Annotated in this window: 10 protein-coding genes; 4 read left to right on the top strand and 6 right to left on the bottom strand. The window is 57.5% G+C overall.

The window, feature by feature from the left end; translation table 11 throughout:
• Positions 1 to 2: 2 nt before the first annotated feature.
• Positions 3 to 1,352, bottom strand: a complete 1,350-nt coding sequence (locus NDI54_RS16920) for an ABC transporter substrate-binding protein (RefSeq protein ID WP_310897618.1) — start codon at positions 1,350 to 1,352, stop codon at positions 3 to 5.
• 192 nt (positions 1,353 to 1,544) lie between these two features.
• On the opposite strand from NDI54_RS16920, the gene NDI54_RS16915 reads away from it, so the two are divergent.
• On the top strand, positions 1,545 to 2,678 hold the full coding sequence (locus NDI54_RS16915; RefSeq protein ID WP_310897617.1) for an ABC transporter ATP-binding protein: 1,134 nt from the start codon (positions 1,545 to 1,547) through the stop codon (positions 2,676 to 2,678).
• 841 nt (positions 2,679 to 3,519) lie between these two features.
• Here NDI54_RS16915 and NDI54_RS16910 read toward each other — a convergent pair.
• Both NDI54_RS16910 and NDI54_RS16905 read right to left on the bottom strand, forming a co-directional pair.
• Positions 3,520 to 4,122, bottom strand: a complete 603-nt coding sequence (locus NDI54_RS16910; RefSeq protein WP_310897616.1) for an MFS transporter — start codon at positions 4,120 to 4,122, stop codon at positions 3,520 to 3,522.
• A 316-nt stretch (positions 4,123 to 4,438) separates the two neighbouring features.
• Complete coding sequence (locus NDI54_RS16905; RefSeq protein WP_310897615.1) at positions 4,439 to 6,550, bottom strand: glycoside hydrolase family 3 C-terminal domain-containing protein; 2,112 nt, start codon at positions 6,548 to 6,550, stop codon at positions 4,439 to 4,441.
• Between the two features lie 211 nt (positions 6,551 to 6,761).
• Between NDI54_RS16905 and NDI54_RS16900 the strand changes: the two genes are divergently transcribed.
• Entirely contained in the window at positions 6,762 to 6,959 is a 198-nt protein-coding gene (locus NDI54_RS16900; protein WP_310897614.1) for a hypothetical protein, read from the top strand.
• Positions 6,960 to 7,032: 73 nt separating this feature from the next.
• Here NDI54_RS16900 and NDI54_RS16895 read toward each other — a convergent pair whose 3' ends face one another.
• A complete protein-coding gene (locus NDI54_RS16895) occupies positions 7,033 to 8,202 on the bottom strand; it encodes a PAS domain-containing protein (RefSeq protein ID WP_310897613.1) in 1,170 nt (389 codons plus the stop codon).
• A gap of 623 nt (positions 8,203 to 8,825) precedes the next feature.
• A complete protein-coding gene (locus NDI54_RS16890; RefSeq protein ID WP_310897612.1) occupies positions 8,826 to 10,901 on the bottom strand; it encodes an RICIN domain-containing protein in 2,076 nt (691 codons plus the stop codon).
• A gap of 846 nt (positions 10,902 to 11,747) precedes the next feature.
• Between NDI54_RS16890 and NDI54_RS16885 the strand changes: the two genes are divergently transcribed.
• Positions 11,748 to 13,256 (top strand): ABC transporter substrate-binding protein, encoded by a 1,509-nt coding sequence (locus NDI54_RS16885; RefSeq protein WP_310897611.1) that lies wholly within the window; start codon positions 11,748 to 11,750, stop codon positions 13,254 to 13,256.
• 208 nt (positions 13,257 to 13,464) lie between these two features.
• Here NDI54_RS16885 and NDI54_RS16880 read toward each other — a convergent pair whose 3' ends face one another.
• Complete coding sequence (locus NDI54_RS16880; protein ID WP_310897610.1) at positions 13,465 to 13,821, bottom strand: hypothetical protein; 357 nt, start codon at positions 13,819 to 13,821, stop codon at positions 13,465 to 13,467.
• A gap of 447 nt (positions 13,822 to 14,268) precedes the next feature.
• Between NDI54_RS16880 and NDI54_RS16875 the strand changes: the two genes are divergently transcribed.
• Positions 14,269 to 15,252: a bile acid:sodium symporter family protein gene (locus tag NDI54_RS16875; RefSeq protein WP_310897609.1), complete on the top strand. Its 984-nt coding sequence runs from the start codon at positions 14,269 to 14,271 to the stop codon at positions 15,250 to 15,252.
• The last annotated feature ends 538 nt before the right edge of the window (positions 15,253 to 15,790 follow it).

The raw sequence follows: 15,790 nt of genomic DNA, 5'->3' as shown, positions 1-15,790 counted from the left end.
CACTACCCCGAGATACCGTCGCTGACCGTCTGGATTCCGGACTCGATGCCCTCCTGGGGCTCCGAGTTGTGCGCCCAGATGTCGACCAGCCAGTTGTACCAGTTCTGGGCGTTGGGGTCACCGTCCGGGACCTTCGGATGGTAGAAGTAGGTGTCGTCTTCCGCCATCTCGACGTACTTGCTGAGCGTCTTGTCGTAGTACGAACTGTTCTGGAACTCGTCGGCCTCGTAGATACTCGTCGCCGCAGGGAGATGGCCGGCTTCGGTGGCCCAGGCTGGGTTCGCCGTGGACATCCAGTGGGCGACCTGCGCTGTGATTTCCGACTTCGCGTCACTCCGGCTCTGTTTCTGTGGGAGCACGAGCGTATGACCGTCGGCCCACACCTTATCCTGCTGTTTGTTGGGTCCGACAGTCGGTTTGAAGAAGTCCCAGTTGAAGCCGTCAATGCCTTCGAGTGCGGCCACGTACCAGGTCCCGTTCATCGCCATGGCACAGTCCCCGTTCTGGAAGGCGTTGTTCCCCCAGTCGGCCTCGCTCGTCTGTTTCGACCAGCCCATGTCGCCGGTCATATCGTAGAACAGCTGGGAGATGTTCTGGCCGGCTTCGTTGTCGAACGTCGGGTTCCACTCGTCGTCGAACAGCGTGCCACCCTGTTGCTTGACCCAGGTGCTCCAGGTCCGGAAGGAACCGAACCCGTCGTTGTACGGGGACTGCGTGAACGCGTGGGCGTCGGTGTTTTCGACCACTGCGTTCCCTGCTTGCTGGAACTCATTCCAGTTCGTAGGCGGGCTTTCCGGGTCCAGCCCGGCCTGCTCAAACAGATCCTTGTTGTAGTACACACCGATCGGGTGCATGTCCATCGGCAACGCGTTCACGCTCCCGTCGACAGTGACGAGGTTCCAGTGGCTTTCCGTGTAATCCTCGCTGTATGCGTCGGTGTCGATGTAATCGCCCATCGGGTCGATGCCGCCGCTCCACGCACGCAGATAGGCGGCGTGCATGATTGTCATGTCCGGCGCTTCGTCGCCCGACAGGGCTGTAAACAGCTTGTTGTAGTAGTTGTCCCACGGTGTCCGCTGGCGGTTGATGGTCACTTCGGCATCGGTATCCAGCGGCTGGTTCTCGTTGAACTGCTGGACGATGTTCTCCATGACCGGGCCTTCGCCGCCGCTGAAGGGCTCCCAGAACGTGATTTCGTAGGAAGCACTGCCGGCATCACCTGTGCTACCGCCGTCACTCCCACCATCACCACCGCCGTTACCGCCACATCCGGCAAGTGCGACCGTGCCTGCTGCTCCGACTGATTTAATGAATTTACGACGCGTCTCTCTGGTGACGTTCCTACGACCCATGGAGAGTCCGTTAAACCATCATAATTATTAAACCACCTATATAGGATATTGTTTCCGGTAAATTGCCAGGGATCATTTCGTCACCCGTTCGACGGAATCGGGTGAGAGAAAGTCCGGCGGTGGGGAACAGTCTGCGACCTGCATCATTGTTCGGTCACAACAATTATTACGCCGCTTGGTTACTACCCCTGTATGAGCGACGTTAGTATCGAGAACGTCCGCAAGGTGTACGAGGGTGACTCGGAAGTCGTGGCCGTCGACAACGTCAGTTTCGAGATAAAAGACGGGGAGTTCCTGACAATCGTCGGTCCGTCCGGGTCCGGTAAATCGACGCTACTCCGGATGATCGCCGGTCTCGAAGATATTTCGGACGGGACGATCCGCATCGGGGACCGGGCTGTCAACGGTATCCAACCGCAGGACCGCGATGTCGCGATGGTGTTCCAGAACTACGCGCTGTATCCACACATGACGGCCCGGAAGAACATGAGTTACGGGCTGAAATTGACAACGGATCTCCCCGACAGCGAGATCGACGAGCGCGTCGAGGAAGCCGCCGAGATGATGGGCGTCGAGGACCAGCTCGACAAGCGGCCCGGAAACCTCTCCGGCGGGCAGCAACAGCGGATCGCCACTGGGCGTGCGATCGTTCGGGAGCCCTCCGTGTTCCTCTTTGATGAGCCGCTCTCGAATCTGGACGCCAAGCTACGGCTCCACATGCGGACAGAGCTACAACAGCTACAGGACAAACTCGGAACGACAACGATCTACGTCACCCACGATCAAGAGGAGGCGATGACGATGTCCGACCGTATCGCTGTCATCGATCAGGGGACACTACAACAGATCGGCACCCCGGACGAGATCTATCACCAGCCGAAGAACCTGTTCGTGGCCGATTTCGTCGGCAGTCCGCCGATGAACCAGTTCAACGTCACGTTGTCCGGGTCGAACCTAGTCGGTAGTGGATTCGAATACGGTCTCTCGGAGGAACTCGTCCAGCACATTGAGGAGCATGCTGACGGCATCGACGACTTTGTCCTTGGTATTCGTCCGGAAAACATCAGGCTCGCGACCGGCGACGAATCCAACGTCATCAGCGCCCACCTGGATGTCCGCGAACCGGTCGGCTCAGACAACTACCTCCATATGGACATCGACGGCGAGGAATGTTGGGTTCGAGTTCCCGGTGGGGTTACTCCCGAAACGAACCGGGAACACGAAATCGTCTTCGACGAGGAACACATCCACCTTTTCCGGCAATCGGACGGTGTGAATATACTCGCCCGGGAGAGTTCGAAGGTCGAAGCCCCGGTCAAAGACTGAGTCTCACTGGTTCCGAGTGGGACGTAGAGCCCGATATTTGGGCGTAGCGGACCCTCGTGTGTTTGACGTGGCACGTGGGATGCGTGTGGCCGTCGAGGCTATCCGCTGGTATCATTGTGCCTGGACGATTCAAGAATCTCGTTACTGTAGGCTCCTCGCTTCAGCATCGTCGAACACCTGGCAGATCCCTCCCGGAGAGTGGCAATAAGAGATCTCTCGGTCTGTACTCGGCGTCCGTCGTGGCAACGGAGAGAATCGGCAGTAACCGAATCCAGAATTGCTGGTCGATTCAGTTCATGATGGTTGAACAGACAGATGTAGGCCACTCACGACTATTCAGACTGTATGGGGCCTCTAATGAGCGATCCATCCAGATACATGCCAAGCCATCCTGTTGAATCATAGATGGGAGTTCCATCCAATACTACGCAGTATTTTGGCATAGTTTTGAATATTTATTTGGAAAGGGTCGCAAAAATTCGTAATCGGTGAGATGTTAATCCCGGGACTCCTGTACGAACTACTAATTCACGGAATTCAAGAACATCCGTTCAGCAGAATGGAATGGTCGTTTGTTCACCTATAAGGAACAATATGCTATATTTTGGATAGTTCATTCAGGAATCCAGTTGTACGACAAGCAGTCTGACTGAACCACTCACAACCAATAGGTCAGGAGCGGAGAGAGTGTGTCGCCAGTAGAGATCGGGAACATAGCTCAGAACCGGATAACGAGTGTACGGGTGTTATCAACCGCTCCGACAGTGGTATCCAGCGGTGATTGTAATATGACCCGCTAAGTGGTCAAATGAGATAGGGGACAGAATGCTATTATTCGAGTTTACTCTACAGATTTATCACTGCCCGAATCCACGTCCGGTTCATCGACAGACCGGACCACCAGCGGAACCGTGAGAAACGCGACGAGGTACCTGAGAAACACTGTTCGCCAGTTGAAATCTGCCATGAATCCGCCGGCAACCATGGCTGCAGCCGCCCCGAACGGCATGATTCCCCCCTGCCACCCCAAGACAGTCTCACGACGCTTACCGCTAAAGTAGTCCGCAATGAGCGTCCTCACGCTGACCATGATCCCGGCGACAGCGAGGCCGAGGACCACTCGCGTTCCAAGAATCAAGAACAGCGAGTCCAAAGCGTACGCCGACAAGGGACCGGCACCGTAGAGCAGGATCGAACCGATCAAAACGGGTTTCCGCCCGTAGCGATCGACCATAACCCCGGTGAGCGGGGCAAAGATAGCGATGATAAGCCCTGTGAGCGTACTGACGAGCTGTGCGAGTGTCCCGGCATTTGGAACCTCCGAGAACGCGTTTTCGATCACCGGCAAGACAGGGTTGACAATTCCACCCGAGAGCGCACCCAGCGTCGTCACGAGAAGGGGCGTTCCGATAGTCACCCACGATTTTGACTGTTGTTCACTCATCGTAACACTTCTCCACTGAAAGTATGTTCCAAGCGCCGGATCGATACGTTCCGGAGACAGTCGATACGACCGACTATTGATGAGTGGTCTGATATTATTGATCTGCTTGTGGGGTTTTCCTATGTTCTCGCATATCGCAAATATTCATATTATTATTACTAAATCTTAACTCTCCGCAATTACCGATGGAAACGACAAATGGTGTCACGCAACAGTCAGAGTGCGTTAGATCTGGCTGATAAGCGCCGCATTGCCCGCATCGGAATTCGGAGTCATCGACCGACAAAGAATTCAGTGCGCAAACCAGTTCGATCCGTTAGATATCGAGAGTGAACCGGGCCGTAATATCTCGGGACGATCGGCCGACGGAGACGGTGTTGGTCCCCTCCGCAACAGTCCAGCCGGCGTCTTCGTCGTAGTACTCGAAGTCGTCGGCGTCGAGCTGGATCGTCACCGTCGTCGACTCACCGGCCCCGAGTGAGACAGCCGCAAACCCTGCGAGTTCGCGGTCGGGAGTCGCTATCGGTGCCGCTTCCTTGTCGACATAGACCTGGACAACTTCTTTGCCGGCCCGGTCGCTGCTGTTCGTGAGGTCGACGGCGATTTCGAATCCAGTGGCCGTTTCGGAGACGGCCGCCGCATCGTACTCGATCGAGGCGTAGGATAGGCCGTGGCCGAACGGGAACAGCGGGTCGGTGTCCTGCCGGTCGAAATATCGATAGCCGACAAAGACGCCCTCGTCATAGGTCGCCACATCGTCACTGCCCGGGAACGCCGCCTCGGACGCTGTCGGGTAGTCAGCTACCGATTGCCCGAACGTGACCGGCAACCGACCGCCGGGGTCGGCGTCGCCGAAGAGGACATCCGCGAGGGCCGCACCGTCGGCCTGTCCGGGATACCACGTCTCCAAAACGGCGTCAACGGCGTCCAGCCACGGCATCTCGATCGGCCCGCTGGTCCGAAGCACTACGACGGTCCGTTCAGCGGCGTCGGCAACGGCGGCGATCAGCTCGTTTTGCGCACCGGGGAGTTCGATGTCCGGGCGATCTCTGAACTCCGTCGCGTCGTCCTGTGCGACGACCACCGCGCAGTCGGCGTCGCCGGCTATCGAGACGGCAGCGTCGATGCTCGTGTCACTCTCCTCGGGAACGTCATCACCTTCGTCGAAGAACGACGACTCCGCGATGCTCGGCACACCGCGCTCGAAGGTCACATCGCTTGCCCGCTCCTTCAGCCCCGCAAGCGGACTCGTCTCGGTGACGGGGGACACCTCGGAGGACCCCCCGCCGCCGAGCTTCGCGGCATCGGCATTCGGCCCGATGAGGGCAATCGAATCCGACTCGGAAAGTGGAAGCGTGCCGTCGTTGGTCAGCATGATCGTCCCTTCGGTTGCAACGTCGCGAGCGAGCTGCCGATGATCGGCCGAATCGAGCACACCGTCAGCGGAGCGGTCGTCACCGGTAAAGCAGCCGATGGATTCCATGACCCCAAGCAGCCGCAGGAGTTTGGCATCGAGCACCGTTTCGTCGACTTCTCCGGACTCGACCGCCTCCTGCAGCGGGACCCCGAAGTACGCCGGCACGTCCGGGATCGGTGGGAAGTCACCCTCGTCGTCCGACCCCGTTACCTCGTCGGCGGTCTCCTCGGGGACGTACTCGGAGAATTCGACCCCGGGCATTTCGATGTCCAACCCGGCGCGTGCGGCCGAGACTGTGCTTCGAGTCCCCCACCAGTCCGACACCACGAACCCGTCGAAACCCCATTCGTCCTTCAGCACGTCCGTAAGGAGCCGCTCGTGTTCACCCATGTAGACACCGTTGACACAGTTGTACGCTGTCATCACCGAGTGGACATCGGCCTCCTCGACCGCCGCGCGGAACGCGGGCAGGTAGATTTCACGCAGCGCCCGTTCGCTGACAGCCGCGCTGACCTCGTATCGGTTCGTCTCCTGGTTGTTCGCGGCGTAGTGTTTCACCGTCGCGGCGATGTCCTCCGACTGGATTCCCCGGATCGTGCCGACGGCCAACTGCGCGGTGAGGTACGGGTCCTCGCTGTAATACTCGAAATTGCGGCCGCCCTGTGGGACCCGGATGATGTTGACACCGGGTCCGAGGATGACATCCTGATCGTGTGCCGCCGTCTCACGACCCAGCGCGGCACCGAAGGTGTGTGCGAGATCGGGCCGCCACGACGCTGCCAGCGCAATCGACGACGGAAACGCCGTCGCGCGCTCGCCCATCGCTCGGACGCCGAGTGGTCCGTCGACCATTCGCAACGGCGGGATACCGACCCGCTCGTTCCCGGGCAAGTAGCCCGTCGCTTTCCCAGCAGGGTCGATCGACCCGTGGACGAGTTCGATTTTTTCTGCCAGTGAGAGCGTTTCGACGAGCGCCCGGTGATCGGACGGACTTTTGTTTGAATCAGTCATATACTCCGATGGAATGACGTAATGTTTTAAAATAGTATTGGTCTACTACTGATGGCACCTCTCAGAACGGGTAAGCCGCCCATCACTGAGTATGATCTCGGAATATTGTGACAGTGCCCGGCAGTAGCGTCCGAGTGCGACGATCTCTATCACAATAGTACTCTTGTTATCTCATCAGAGGGAGGACTGCAACACGATCACGGGCAGTAGTGTGGGTCGGCGTGAACGTTACAACCTCGCCGAGATGCACGAGCAACGTCGAACCATCATCGACGAGGCTCGGCCAGCGACTGCCCTCCAGCTGTACGACGCCGTCAAAATGAGCGACGTGCCGGGCAGCGAGTTCCCGAAATTAACGCCGGACGCGCCCTCCACTCACTGGATCGGGTCTACCCCGATTCTGGATTGATGGGTTCGGATACCGGTATGAATGGCCACAGCGTGTGAAAAGACGGGTCCAGTCGACCAGTACAGTCGAACAACTACCGGCGGTTAGTCACATCTTCCTGAAAACCAACGAAATGATCGAGGTCCCCCTGTGCGTCGAACAGCGGCGCGATTGTGACGCGGTTCCAGAACACCGCGCCATCCTTCCGGTAGTTCCGCAGTTCAACGGTGACCGATTCCTCGGACGCTATCGCCCGGCGCATCTTCGCAACCGGTTCACGCCGCGTGTCCGGACCTTGCAGGAACCGGCAGTTCCGACCGACGATTTCGTCGCGCTGGTATCCGGTCAACTCGACAAATCTGTCGTTAGCGTAAATGATGGGATTGTCCGCTAGGTGTGGGTCCGTGATGACGATACCGATCGGCGCTGCGTCCATCGCCCGCTCCCGTAACGAGAGCGTGTCACGGATTTCAGTCTCGCGCTCCGCGATCGTACAGACCATCGTGCCATCGGAGGTAAACGACAGCGAGTGCTCCACCGAGACGCTGGTCCCGTCTTTCCGTTGATACACCGTTGTCCCGGCCCACTCATCTGCTTTTGCCTGTGGAATCATCTCCTCGTATACGTTTTCGACGCCGGTCGAAGGGTATATACTCTCGAAATGTTCACCGATCAGGTCGTCCTGTTCGTATCCGAGGATATTCGCATACGACGCGTTGAGATAAATGAACTCCCCCGTTTCGTTCAACATGCTGATCCCATCGTGTGCGGTTTCAATGGCCTGGAAGCCTCGCTCGACGTGCTTTTCGGCACGATAGCGAGCGACCGCCTGTTCGATGCGGTTCGCCAGCACCTCGTATTGCTCCGTGCCACCGTCTTTCTGCAGGTATTCGGTGACGCCAGCCGAAATTGCGTCGCTGGCGATCTCTTCGCTCCCCCGTCCAGTGAACAGAATAAACGGGAGCTGCGGATGGTCTTCTCGCACCCGTTCGAGGAGCGCCAATCCATCGAGACCCGGCATCTCGTAATCACTTACGACACAGCTGATCGGTTCCTCCTGAAGTCGTTCGAGTGCGTCATACGGGTCCGTCTCTGTGAGAATGGTAAAATACGACCGCTCTCGGTCCAAGAACTCAGCAACGAGATCGGCGAATGCCGGATCGTCCTCAATGTGAAGAACAGTGACATCACTGTTCGAACCAGAAAGAAACGCTTCCTGTTTCAGAGACTCGCCGTGTCCCGATTCACGGAGAGGTGGAACCATACGCAGAAAACGGTCTTCTGATACTGTAAAATACAAAGGCTAGTTGTCAGTTGAACGGCCCTTTCTACGGACAGGCTCACGGACTGAGCAGGTCCGTACTCGGGTCGACATGCCCGTGCCAATGTAGAGACCGCTTCGTACCGACTACTACAGCCCTGTAGGGAGAGGCTGTCGTGAGCAATCCGGGAGTGGTTCGAAGTATGACGATCAGTACTGTTCCAGGATACAACTACATCCGGATTTTCTCGCCTACATGTCGAAAATACAATTATTTTATCCCAATTTTAGAGATATAGTATATGTATATAAACACATATTCTCGTTTTTCGGAGTATATTTAGAGTGTAGATACCCCGGAAATGACTCGCAAGATTCTACGGAGCACACTCTTTGGAACTATTCGAAACGGATATTCAGTTGGCCCATCAGATGCAGACACGGCACCGAAAACGCCGGAGACGGGGGTGATACTCACCACAGAGGCCGTTCACGCGTGAGAGTACTCCAAGCGATTTCGGGACCGATACATGCGGGTTGAAATCCGTCCTTCACGAGACGGAATTTCCCCAGTCTCACCGCGAGGGTCTGCGGTTTCTCACGTCGCTTTCGTGGGCCGCGAAAGCTCAGACCGGCTCGAACACCCAGATCTGATTGGCCCGGCCCTCCCAGCCGCCTTCGACGATGTTGGCCCCGTCGGCCGTCGACCCGTCTTCGACCTGTAGCCGTCCGTCGTCCGATTTGATCTGGTGACCGTTCTCGTAGCGTTCCAGCGTGAACGCCTGTCCGGACCCCTGCTGGGCGTTCTCGCTCGAGACGGTGAGTCCCCCTCCACTGTGTTCGGCTGTTATGCTGGAGGCATAGACCCGCCACCCGGTGTCTTCGCGGTCCTCGACATTGACGGTCCACTTCTGGTGTGGGTCGTCGTTCCAGGTCCCCTGCTGGACGTTCGCGCCGCCGGATTCGGAGCCATCGGCGACCTCCATTACTTTCCCGCTGTGGGCCGCGACGATGCGGTAGGTCCCCGATTCAACGTCTGGGACAGATTCCTCCCAGATAGCCTCACGGTCGAACTCGCGGTCGGTCGTCCCCTGTGGCCGGTCGACGACGTACTCTAAGGTCAGCGACTCGCCGGGGTCAGTTCGCCAGTCAAATACCAAGTCCCACTGATCGCCGGTCCACTCGAACCACTCGTCCCAGGCGAAGGCGGCGTCAGGTTCATCCATAGGCTGGGACCGAACGGCAAGCGAGGACGCGCGGTGGGTCGTCACCGCTTCGACGCGCCCGGCCTCCGACTCTCCGGGTTCGAGCGTGACGGTCCCCGAGGCGATGCCATCGCCGACGTTCCGGTCGACGATGGTTGTCTCGGATCCGACCTCGATCAGCTCTTCCGTCCCACCACCACGGATGTCATTGTCGAGGAATCGGTTGTGTAGACACGCGCCCCGTTCTCTGATCGCGTGCGTTTGGCTCCGGTCACTTTCTGACCGCTCGTCGACGATACGGAGGTTGCCAAGCGAGATGGATTCGTTGATCTCCGAGGTGGTCCCCTGAAGCCCGATAGACCAGATGTTCACGCCGGGTCCGTCAACGTTCTTGATAACGCCGCCGAGGATGTTGACGTTCCGTACGTCCACGAGCAGTATCCCCGCCTTGCGGCCGCCGTTGATGTTGACCTCGCCGACGGTCACGTCGCGCGTCCCGGTGATTATCGACACGCCACGGACGCCCCCTCGACTGACGACGCGTCCGCAGGTGACGTTCCGACAGCCGTTGGCCAACCGGAAGGTGGCGTAGTCGAACTTCGGATTCTGTCCGATGACCTGTCCGACTGTCGCGTCGAAGGTCTCGTTGAGAAGCAGGACGGAGCTCCCCGGATCGACGCCGATGACCTGTCCGATCTGGATGCGCGTGACATCGTAGGTTTCGATGCCGTGGTGCCCCGTTTCGGCGACGTACGCGGTGTCTATCTGTACGTCCTCACATCCGCCCTGGATGCGGACCCCCTGTACAGTGACGCCCTTGATCCAGAGATGACCGAGGCGGATCTCCGAGCAGTCGTCCAAGAACACCGCCCGGCTGGCGCCGCCCGACACCGTCAGTCGCGGGATCTCGACGTTCTTGGCCCCGACCGCAGAGAACAAATCGTCGGTTTCGCCCTCAATCGTAATCTCGCCGGCCACGTCGACGGTCGTATGACTCGGGAGGTCGACGCCGGTGACTTCATCGTCGGCGTCCACCACGCCGCTCGATGCGACGAGAACGCTCTCAGCCGTCGTTCGGCCGTCACTCAAACTATCCACGCCAGCCTGTACCGCGGCCATCAGCTCCTCCTCTGCGGCGACGGTCCCGTTCGACCCATCGACCTGATACACGTCCTCGGCGTCCCGCCAGACCACGACATCCGCTTCGCGTGCGCTGGTGTAGAGGTGGTCGGGGTCTGCACCGGCGAGGTTCATCAGGCTGTTCCCGCCGGCGTCAACGTCGTTCTCCCAGGTGTACCAGGGCTGGTTCCCGTTACCGTTCCCGTTGCCGTTACCCTCGCCGTCGTCTCCGTTTTGCTGAGCGAGTGCCTGAGTGCTTCCAATGGCACCGAGGCCGGCGACGCCGATGGCAGCCATCATCGCCCGCCGACCGAGTCGCAGTCCGTTCGATTCGATATCTGTCCCTTCTCGTCCCTCGGATTCGGTTTCACGCGTCATAGTATCTTGCGACGTGACAACACGCCGTGAGAATCAATCAAACCCCCATAAATTATAATTTACGAATTGTTAAAATCCTGTCATAATTTGCGGTGGTAATGTACTGGGTCCACATCGACAAACAAGGTCCCACACCGGCAACCACGCTGTCCGAGATACTATTCAGTATTAAACAACTTTCATCTACTATATGTTGAACGGGAGAGACGGCACATAATCACCGGTTAGCAAGAGTGTATCAGTACAATTGACCGATTCACACGGCTGGTACTTGTTTTAGAAAAGCTCCTATTCGCGGGTGTGATGGAACAGTGTTCCGAGATGACCGGATATACCGGGCTGGTAGCTATCTCGAACTACGCTGTACGGTCGATGTGGGGCATACGCGACCGGTCACTCACTGACACACGCCGAGTCCCGATAGTGGGCGTTCGCTATTGATCCGGTAGTTTCTGCGTCATCCTAACAGATGTACGGCTGTGATTCGACGTGACGCGATTGCGTTCACAGGGGCCAGCTAACCGATTCACTCCCTCACAGCTCTGTCCTGTATGCGGTTGCGACCATCACAGCCCGTGAGATACCAGAAGTCAGAATTATGTCCACTTATTTTGAGGGGACATTCAGTATAATCGCGCTATATTTGAAGTCAGCAGTTTGTCATATATACTGTGTTTCGTTTCGCATCCTCAATAGCACTGAAATTCCTCCCACCGGACGCATTATTTCAGTAATCCCGATTGAAACTACAGAATCGCTGGACGGAGAATCGACCAGATAACGGTCATCAGGAACAAAACATACATCAACAATAACATTATATAGGGTGAGTCTGATATGCCGAGCATGCAACGCGATAGGAGTAAAACCACGAATAGCCGGACCGCCGCCAGCAGGTTCTCCCGCCGACAGTTCGTCGCCTCGATAGGCGCAACCGGAGCCGCACTCGGGGTAGCAGGGTGTTCCGGGACTGGCAACGGAAACGACGAGGACGGTTCCAGCGGTGCCACTGAACAGACCGCTGCGGATATCGAGTACGACGGGTCCGACGTGACCGTCGAGTACAGTACGGCACCGCTGTTCGGCAACAGCGCCGACGCGCTGAAACAAACCCTGTACGATGTCGGGCTCCCGGAAAGCATCGATATCAACTTCACGACGACAGTCTGGGGAGCCGACGACCTGCAAGACCGGTACAATCAGATCTTATCGGCCGGGCGGGCAACGCCGGATCTGCTGCTGACGAACTTCGCGTACACGCCGTTTTTTGCCCCGCGAGAGTGGCTTCTGGACCTGAATACGGTCCTCGGTGAGGAGAAACTCGCTGAATTGGACGACCACACTGACGTAATCGTCGACTCGATGACGTGGGACGGCGGGCTCTACGGCTTCCCGCAGATAATGGGGATCCCGACCATTGTCTATCGGAAGGACCTCGTTGAGTCGGCCGGCTACGATCCCGACGGCCAGAACTGGGCGACAGAGCCCCTTTCGTGGGACCACTTCGCCGAGGTCACCGAGGCAACGATGACCGAACACGGCACTGACCACGGCTACACCACAGCGCTGAATCAGCGCAACGCCGGGAGTATCACGGGGTACGAACACCTGATGACAAACGGCGGGAACTACTTCGGCGACGTTGCAAACCAGAACGGACCGATCGGCGACCGGCCGGTGACGCTTGACGACGACCGGGTTATCGACACGCTGCGTCAGTTGCTGACCTTCATGTACGGGAGCGACAGCGAACACGCCGTCGACGGGCTCACCGGTGGTATTCTTCCATCCGAGTCGCTCGGGTGGGACACGAACCCCTCGCTCCAATCGTTTCAGGCCGGCGAAGCAGTGTTTCACCGGAACTGGACGTTCGCCATCGCGAAGTTCGGCGCCGACGGGGAGTTCGGCCAAGATCTCGGCGTAATGCCGTACCCCTACGGCGTCACTGAGTCAAATGCGAAATATGCGGGCACGGGCGGTTCCCAGGCGAAACTCGGCGGCTGGCACCTCTCCGTCAACCCTAACACGGAGAAGCTGGCCGCGACAATCGAGGTCCTCAAGGCGATGACCACCGACGAGTATTACCTCAAGGTGTTCGAGGTGACGGGCGAAGCGCCGCCAAAGCCCTCGCTTATCGAGCAGTCCGACAACGTCCCCGTGGTAAACCGCTATCTGGACACGCTCCAGTACCAGGCGAAAAACCAGTTCGCGCCGCCGATCAACGCCGTCTGGGATCCACAGAAAGCGGCCATCGGGCAGGAGTTCCACGCCTGTCTCACGCAGGACAAATCCCCCGCGGAAGCCGCGGCCGCCGCACAAGACCAGATCGAACAGATCGAGCAACAGGAGTCATAAGCCATCACTCTCTCCGAAACCTCTGGAAGCGGGTAGGTACACACAAATTCTGCAAGGTATGAGTGAGAGAGTGGCTTATATAATCTATTTGCAGTATTCTACTGAGAGATTGCTCTATACAATCCCATATAGTTCGAATTTGGCTGTTGATTATCTATTTTGTGTATATATGGATTGTATCCACCTACAATTCCCGATACTGTTGCATTCATTCATCAGGTCCGAACTGTCGACAGCCGAACCGGTCTCTGTTCTCTGGCTGCGCACAGAGGTAATCCAGGCGCTTTTCCATATCGGACCGTGACATCCCCGCTTGGCTGTCTTGTGACGCAGCGAGTCGGTTCCGACTGGCATTGAGTAATTTCTCCTTCTTTTCCACTTTCGAAACAAGCGTCTCAACGTCCTCGTTCCGGGTTTCTAACCGCGTGCTGAGGTTTTCAGCACGGTCCTGTGTGGCCGCTCGGTCCGCCCGAGTTTCATTCAATTGCTCGCGTAGCTGCTCGTTTTCAGCGCGGAGCGCATCGTTCGTCGACTGAATGTCCTGTGCCGAATCCTGGAATGCCACTGTTGTCCCCACCGTCCCACTGGCGGCGACCACAACAACAACCATCACCCAGGAGCTGATATTGCGTGCGAGAGAGGTCACGGGAGATAGACCCCCACCGGGTCCTGATTGCAAAACCGGCACTCATTCCACGACAGTTTCTTCGGAGGCTGAAACATCATGTCCCAGCCTGATTGATTGGTGCTACTAATCGTAGTTTCCAAGTGGTTACATTTGACCGACGAGAGGATGCCAGTAGCGCACCGAAACCGGATTACCATGGGACAGGCAGCGACCATCTGTTTTATCAATTACATTTTAAATCGCCATCTGGTTCGCTGTATCTGAAGGGCACAGTGGCTACATAGAGTAGGGAAATCCAACTGCAGTCCGGTCGTTTCGTGTTCAGAATTCAGGACTGAGGTAAAGCAAAGCAAGCTTTTTTTACATGCTTCATAATCCAGAGATATGACTTCGATATCGACGCTGCGGGCGGTGAGTAGAGCTGCAAGCAAGTACTTCGTCGTCTGGGTCATCATCCTGGCAGGGCTCGCGCTCGTCAGACCGGAGCCGTTCGTTCCGGTTTTGGACTACGTCACCCCGTTGTTAGGGATCATCATGCTCGGAATGGGGCTGACACTCCAGCCGGCGGACTTTCGCCGGCTGATCGAAGAGCCGGTCGATATCGGTATCGGTGCCGTCACGCAGTGGCTGGTGATGCCTGCCGCTGCGTACGGGCTGTACGTCCTGCTTGACCTTCCAGACGCCGTGGGTATCGGGCTGATTCTGGTTGGTGCCGCTCCCGGGGGTACCGCATCAAACGTGATGACGTATCTCGGGAAAGGTGACGTGGCGCTGTCCGTCGCGATCACGACGCTCACGACGCTCGCAGCCCCGATCGTGATGCCGGCCTGGGTGGTGTTTACCCTCGGGGAGCAGATCAACGTCACCTTCGCCGAGATGTTCCAGAGCATCGTCCAGATCGTCATCATTCCGGTGTTGCTCGGGTTCACATTCCGGTATTTGCTGGACCGTTATTCGCCCAAAGCCGCTGAAATCGGAACCGACGTGTTTCCGGTTATCAGTGTCGCCGCCATCGTGGCAATCGTCGCCGGTGTCGTCGGTGCGAACGTGGACAACATTCTCACGGCCGGCCTGCTCGTGTTGGTGGCAGTCGTCGCCCACAACGCCATCGGGCTTGGCTCGGGATACGGAGTCGGTCGGGCCACCGGAATGTCGAACGACCGTGTTCGGACCTGTGCGTTCGAGGTTGGCCTGCAAAACAGTGGTCTAGCCGTCGCGTTGGCGACGACGCTGTTTGAGCCTGCGGCCGCCCTCATCCCCGCGTTGTTCAGCGTTTGGCACAACATCACTGGACCGGCCCTGGCGAGCTTCTTTAGCTGGCAGGACGACACGCAGCAGCCAGTTGACGCCGTCCCGGGTGACGACTAATACTCGGTTTGCGACACCGGTAGTCCGCATATCAACAACGAGTATTCGGAACACGGCGTGTACGATGGTCATTTCGCAACAAGTAAAACGGCTATACAGTACCGCTTTCCGGGATTCGAGCCCTATTGTCGATTGGAAACGCTAAACGAGTGTTGGCACTCAGGGCAGCGATACGCCGTCGTCCGGTCGGTACTCGAAACATCCCAGTCGCCGCCGATCATTCCACTCTTAAAGCCGCAGTCCGGACAGAACAACACCATTTTCGATGATATCTCGAAAGTGTCTGTAGTCTCGTTACGAGCCATTTGCATTGATAATGTAACATGATTCCCGGAGTGCAATATATGCTACCCCCTGGTTCTCAGTATTTGATATCACAGTGAACAGCAGATAGGATCCATTATTTCAAGAGTACGTGTTTACTCCGAGGATTCAACCGCCGGCACAGCCTGAGCCCGTGAAACCATTTCGTTGTCTCGGGAGACTCGCTTGAGTTCGTCGTAGGGATTGCGTCCCTGCTGGCGCCACGTCGCCAGCA

The sequence above is a fragment of the Haloarcula terrestris genome, from assembly GCF_031624315.1.
Lineage (GTDB): Archaea > Halobacteriota > Halobacteria > Halobacteriales > Haloarculaceae > Haloarcula > Haloarcula terrestris.
This window is presented reverse-complemented; position numbering and strand designations above follow the sequence as displayed.

Coding starts and splice junctions, on each gene's coding strand:
- NDI54_RS16910 (WP_310897616.1), bottom strand. CDS start 4,122: ATGAGTGAACAACAGTCAAAATCGTGGGTGACTATCGGAACGCCCCTT.
- NDI54_RS16885 (WP_310897611.1), top strand. CDS start 11,748: ATGCAACGCGATAGGAGTAAAACCACGAATAGCCGGACCGCCGCCAGC.
- NDI54_RS16915 (WP_310897617.1), top strand. CDS start 1,545: ATGAGCGACGTTAGTATCGAGAACGTCCGCAAGGTGTACGAGGGTGAC.
- NDI54_RS16895 (WP_310897613.1), bottom strand. CDS start 8,202: ATGGTTCCACCTCTCCGTGAATCGGGACACGGCGAGTCTCTGAAACAG.
- NDI54_RS16890 (WP_310897612.1), bottom strand. CDS start 10,901: ATGACGCGTGAAACCGAATCCGAGGGACGAGAAGGGACAGATATCGAA.
- NDI54_RS16920 (WP_310897618.1), bottom strand. CDS start 1,352: ATGGGTCGTAGGAACGTCACCAGAGAGACGCGTCGTAAATTCATTAAA.
- NDI54_RS16875 (WP_310897609.1), top strand. CDS start 14,269: ATGACTTCGATATCGACGCTGCGGGCGGTGAGTAGAGCTGCAAGCAAG.
- NDI54_RS16905 (WP_310897615.1), bottom strand. CDS start 6,550: ATGACTGATTCAAACAAAAGTCCGTCCGATCACCGGGCGCTCGTCGAA.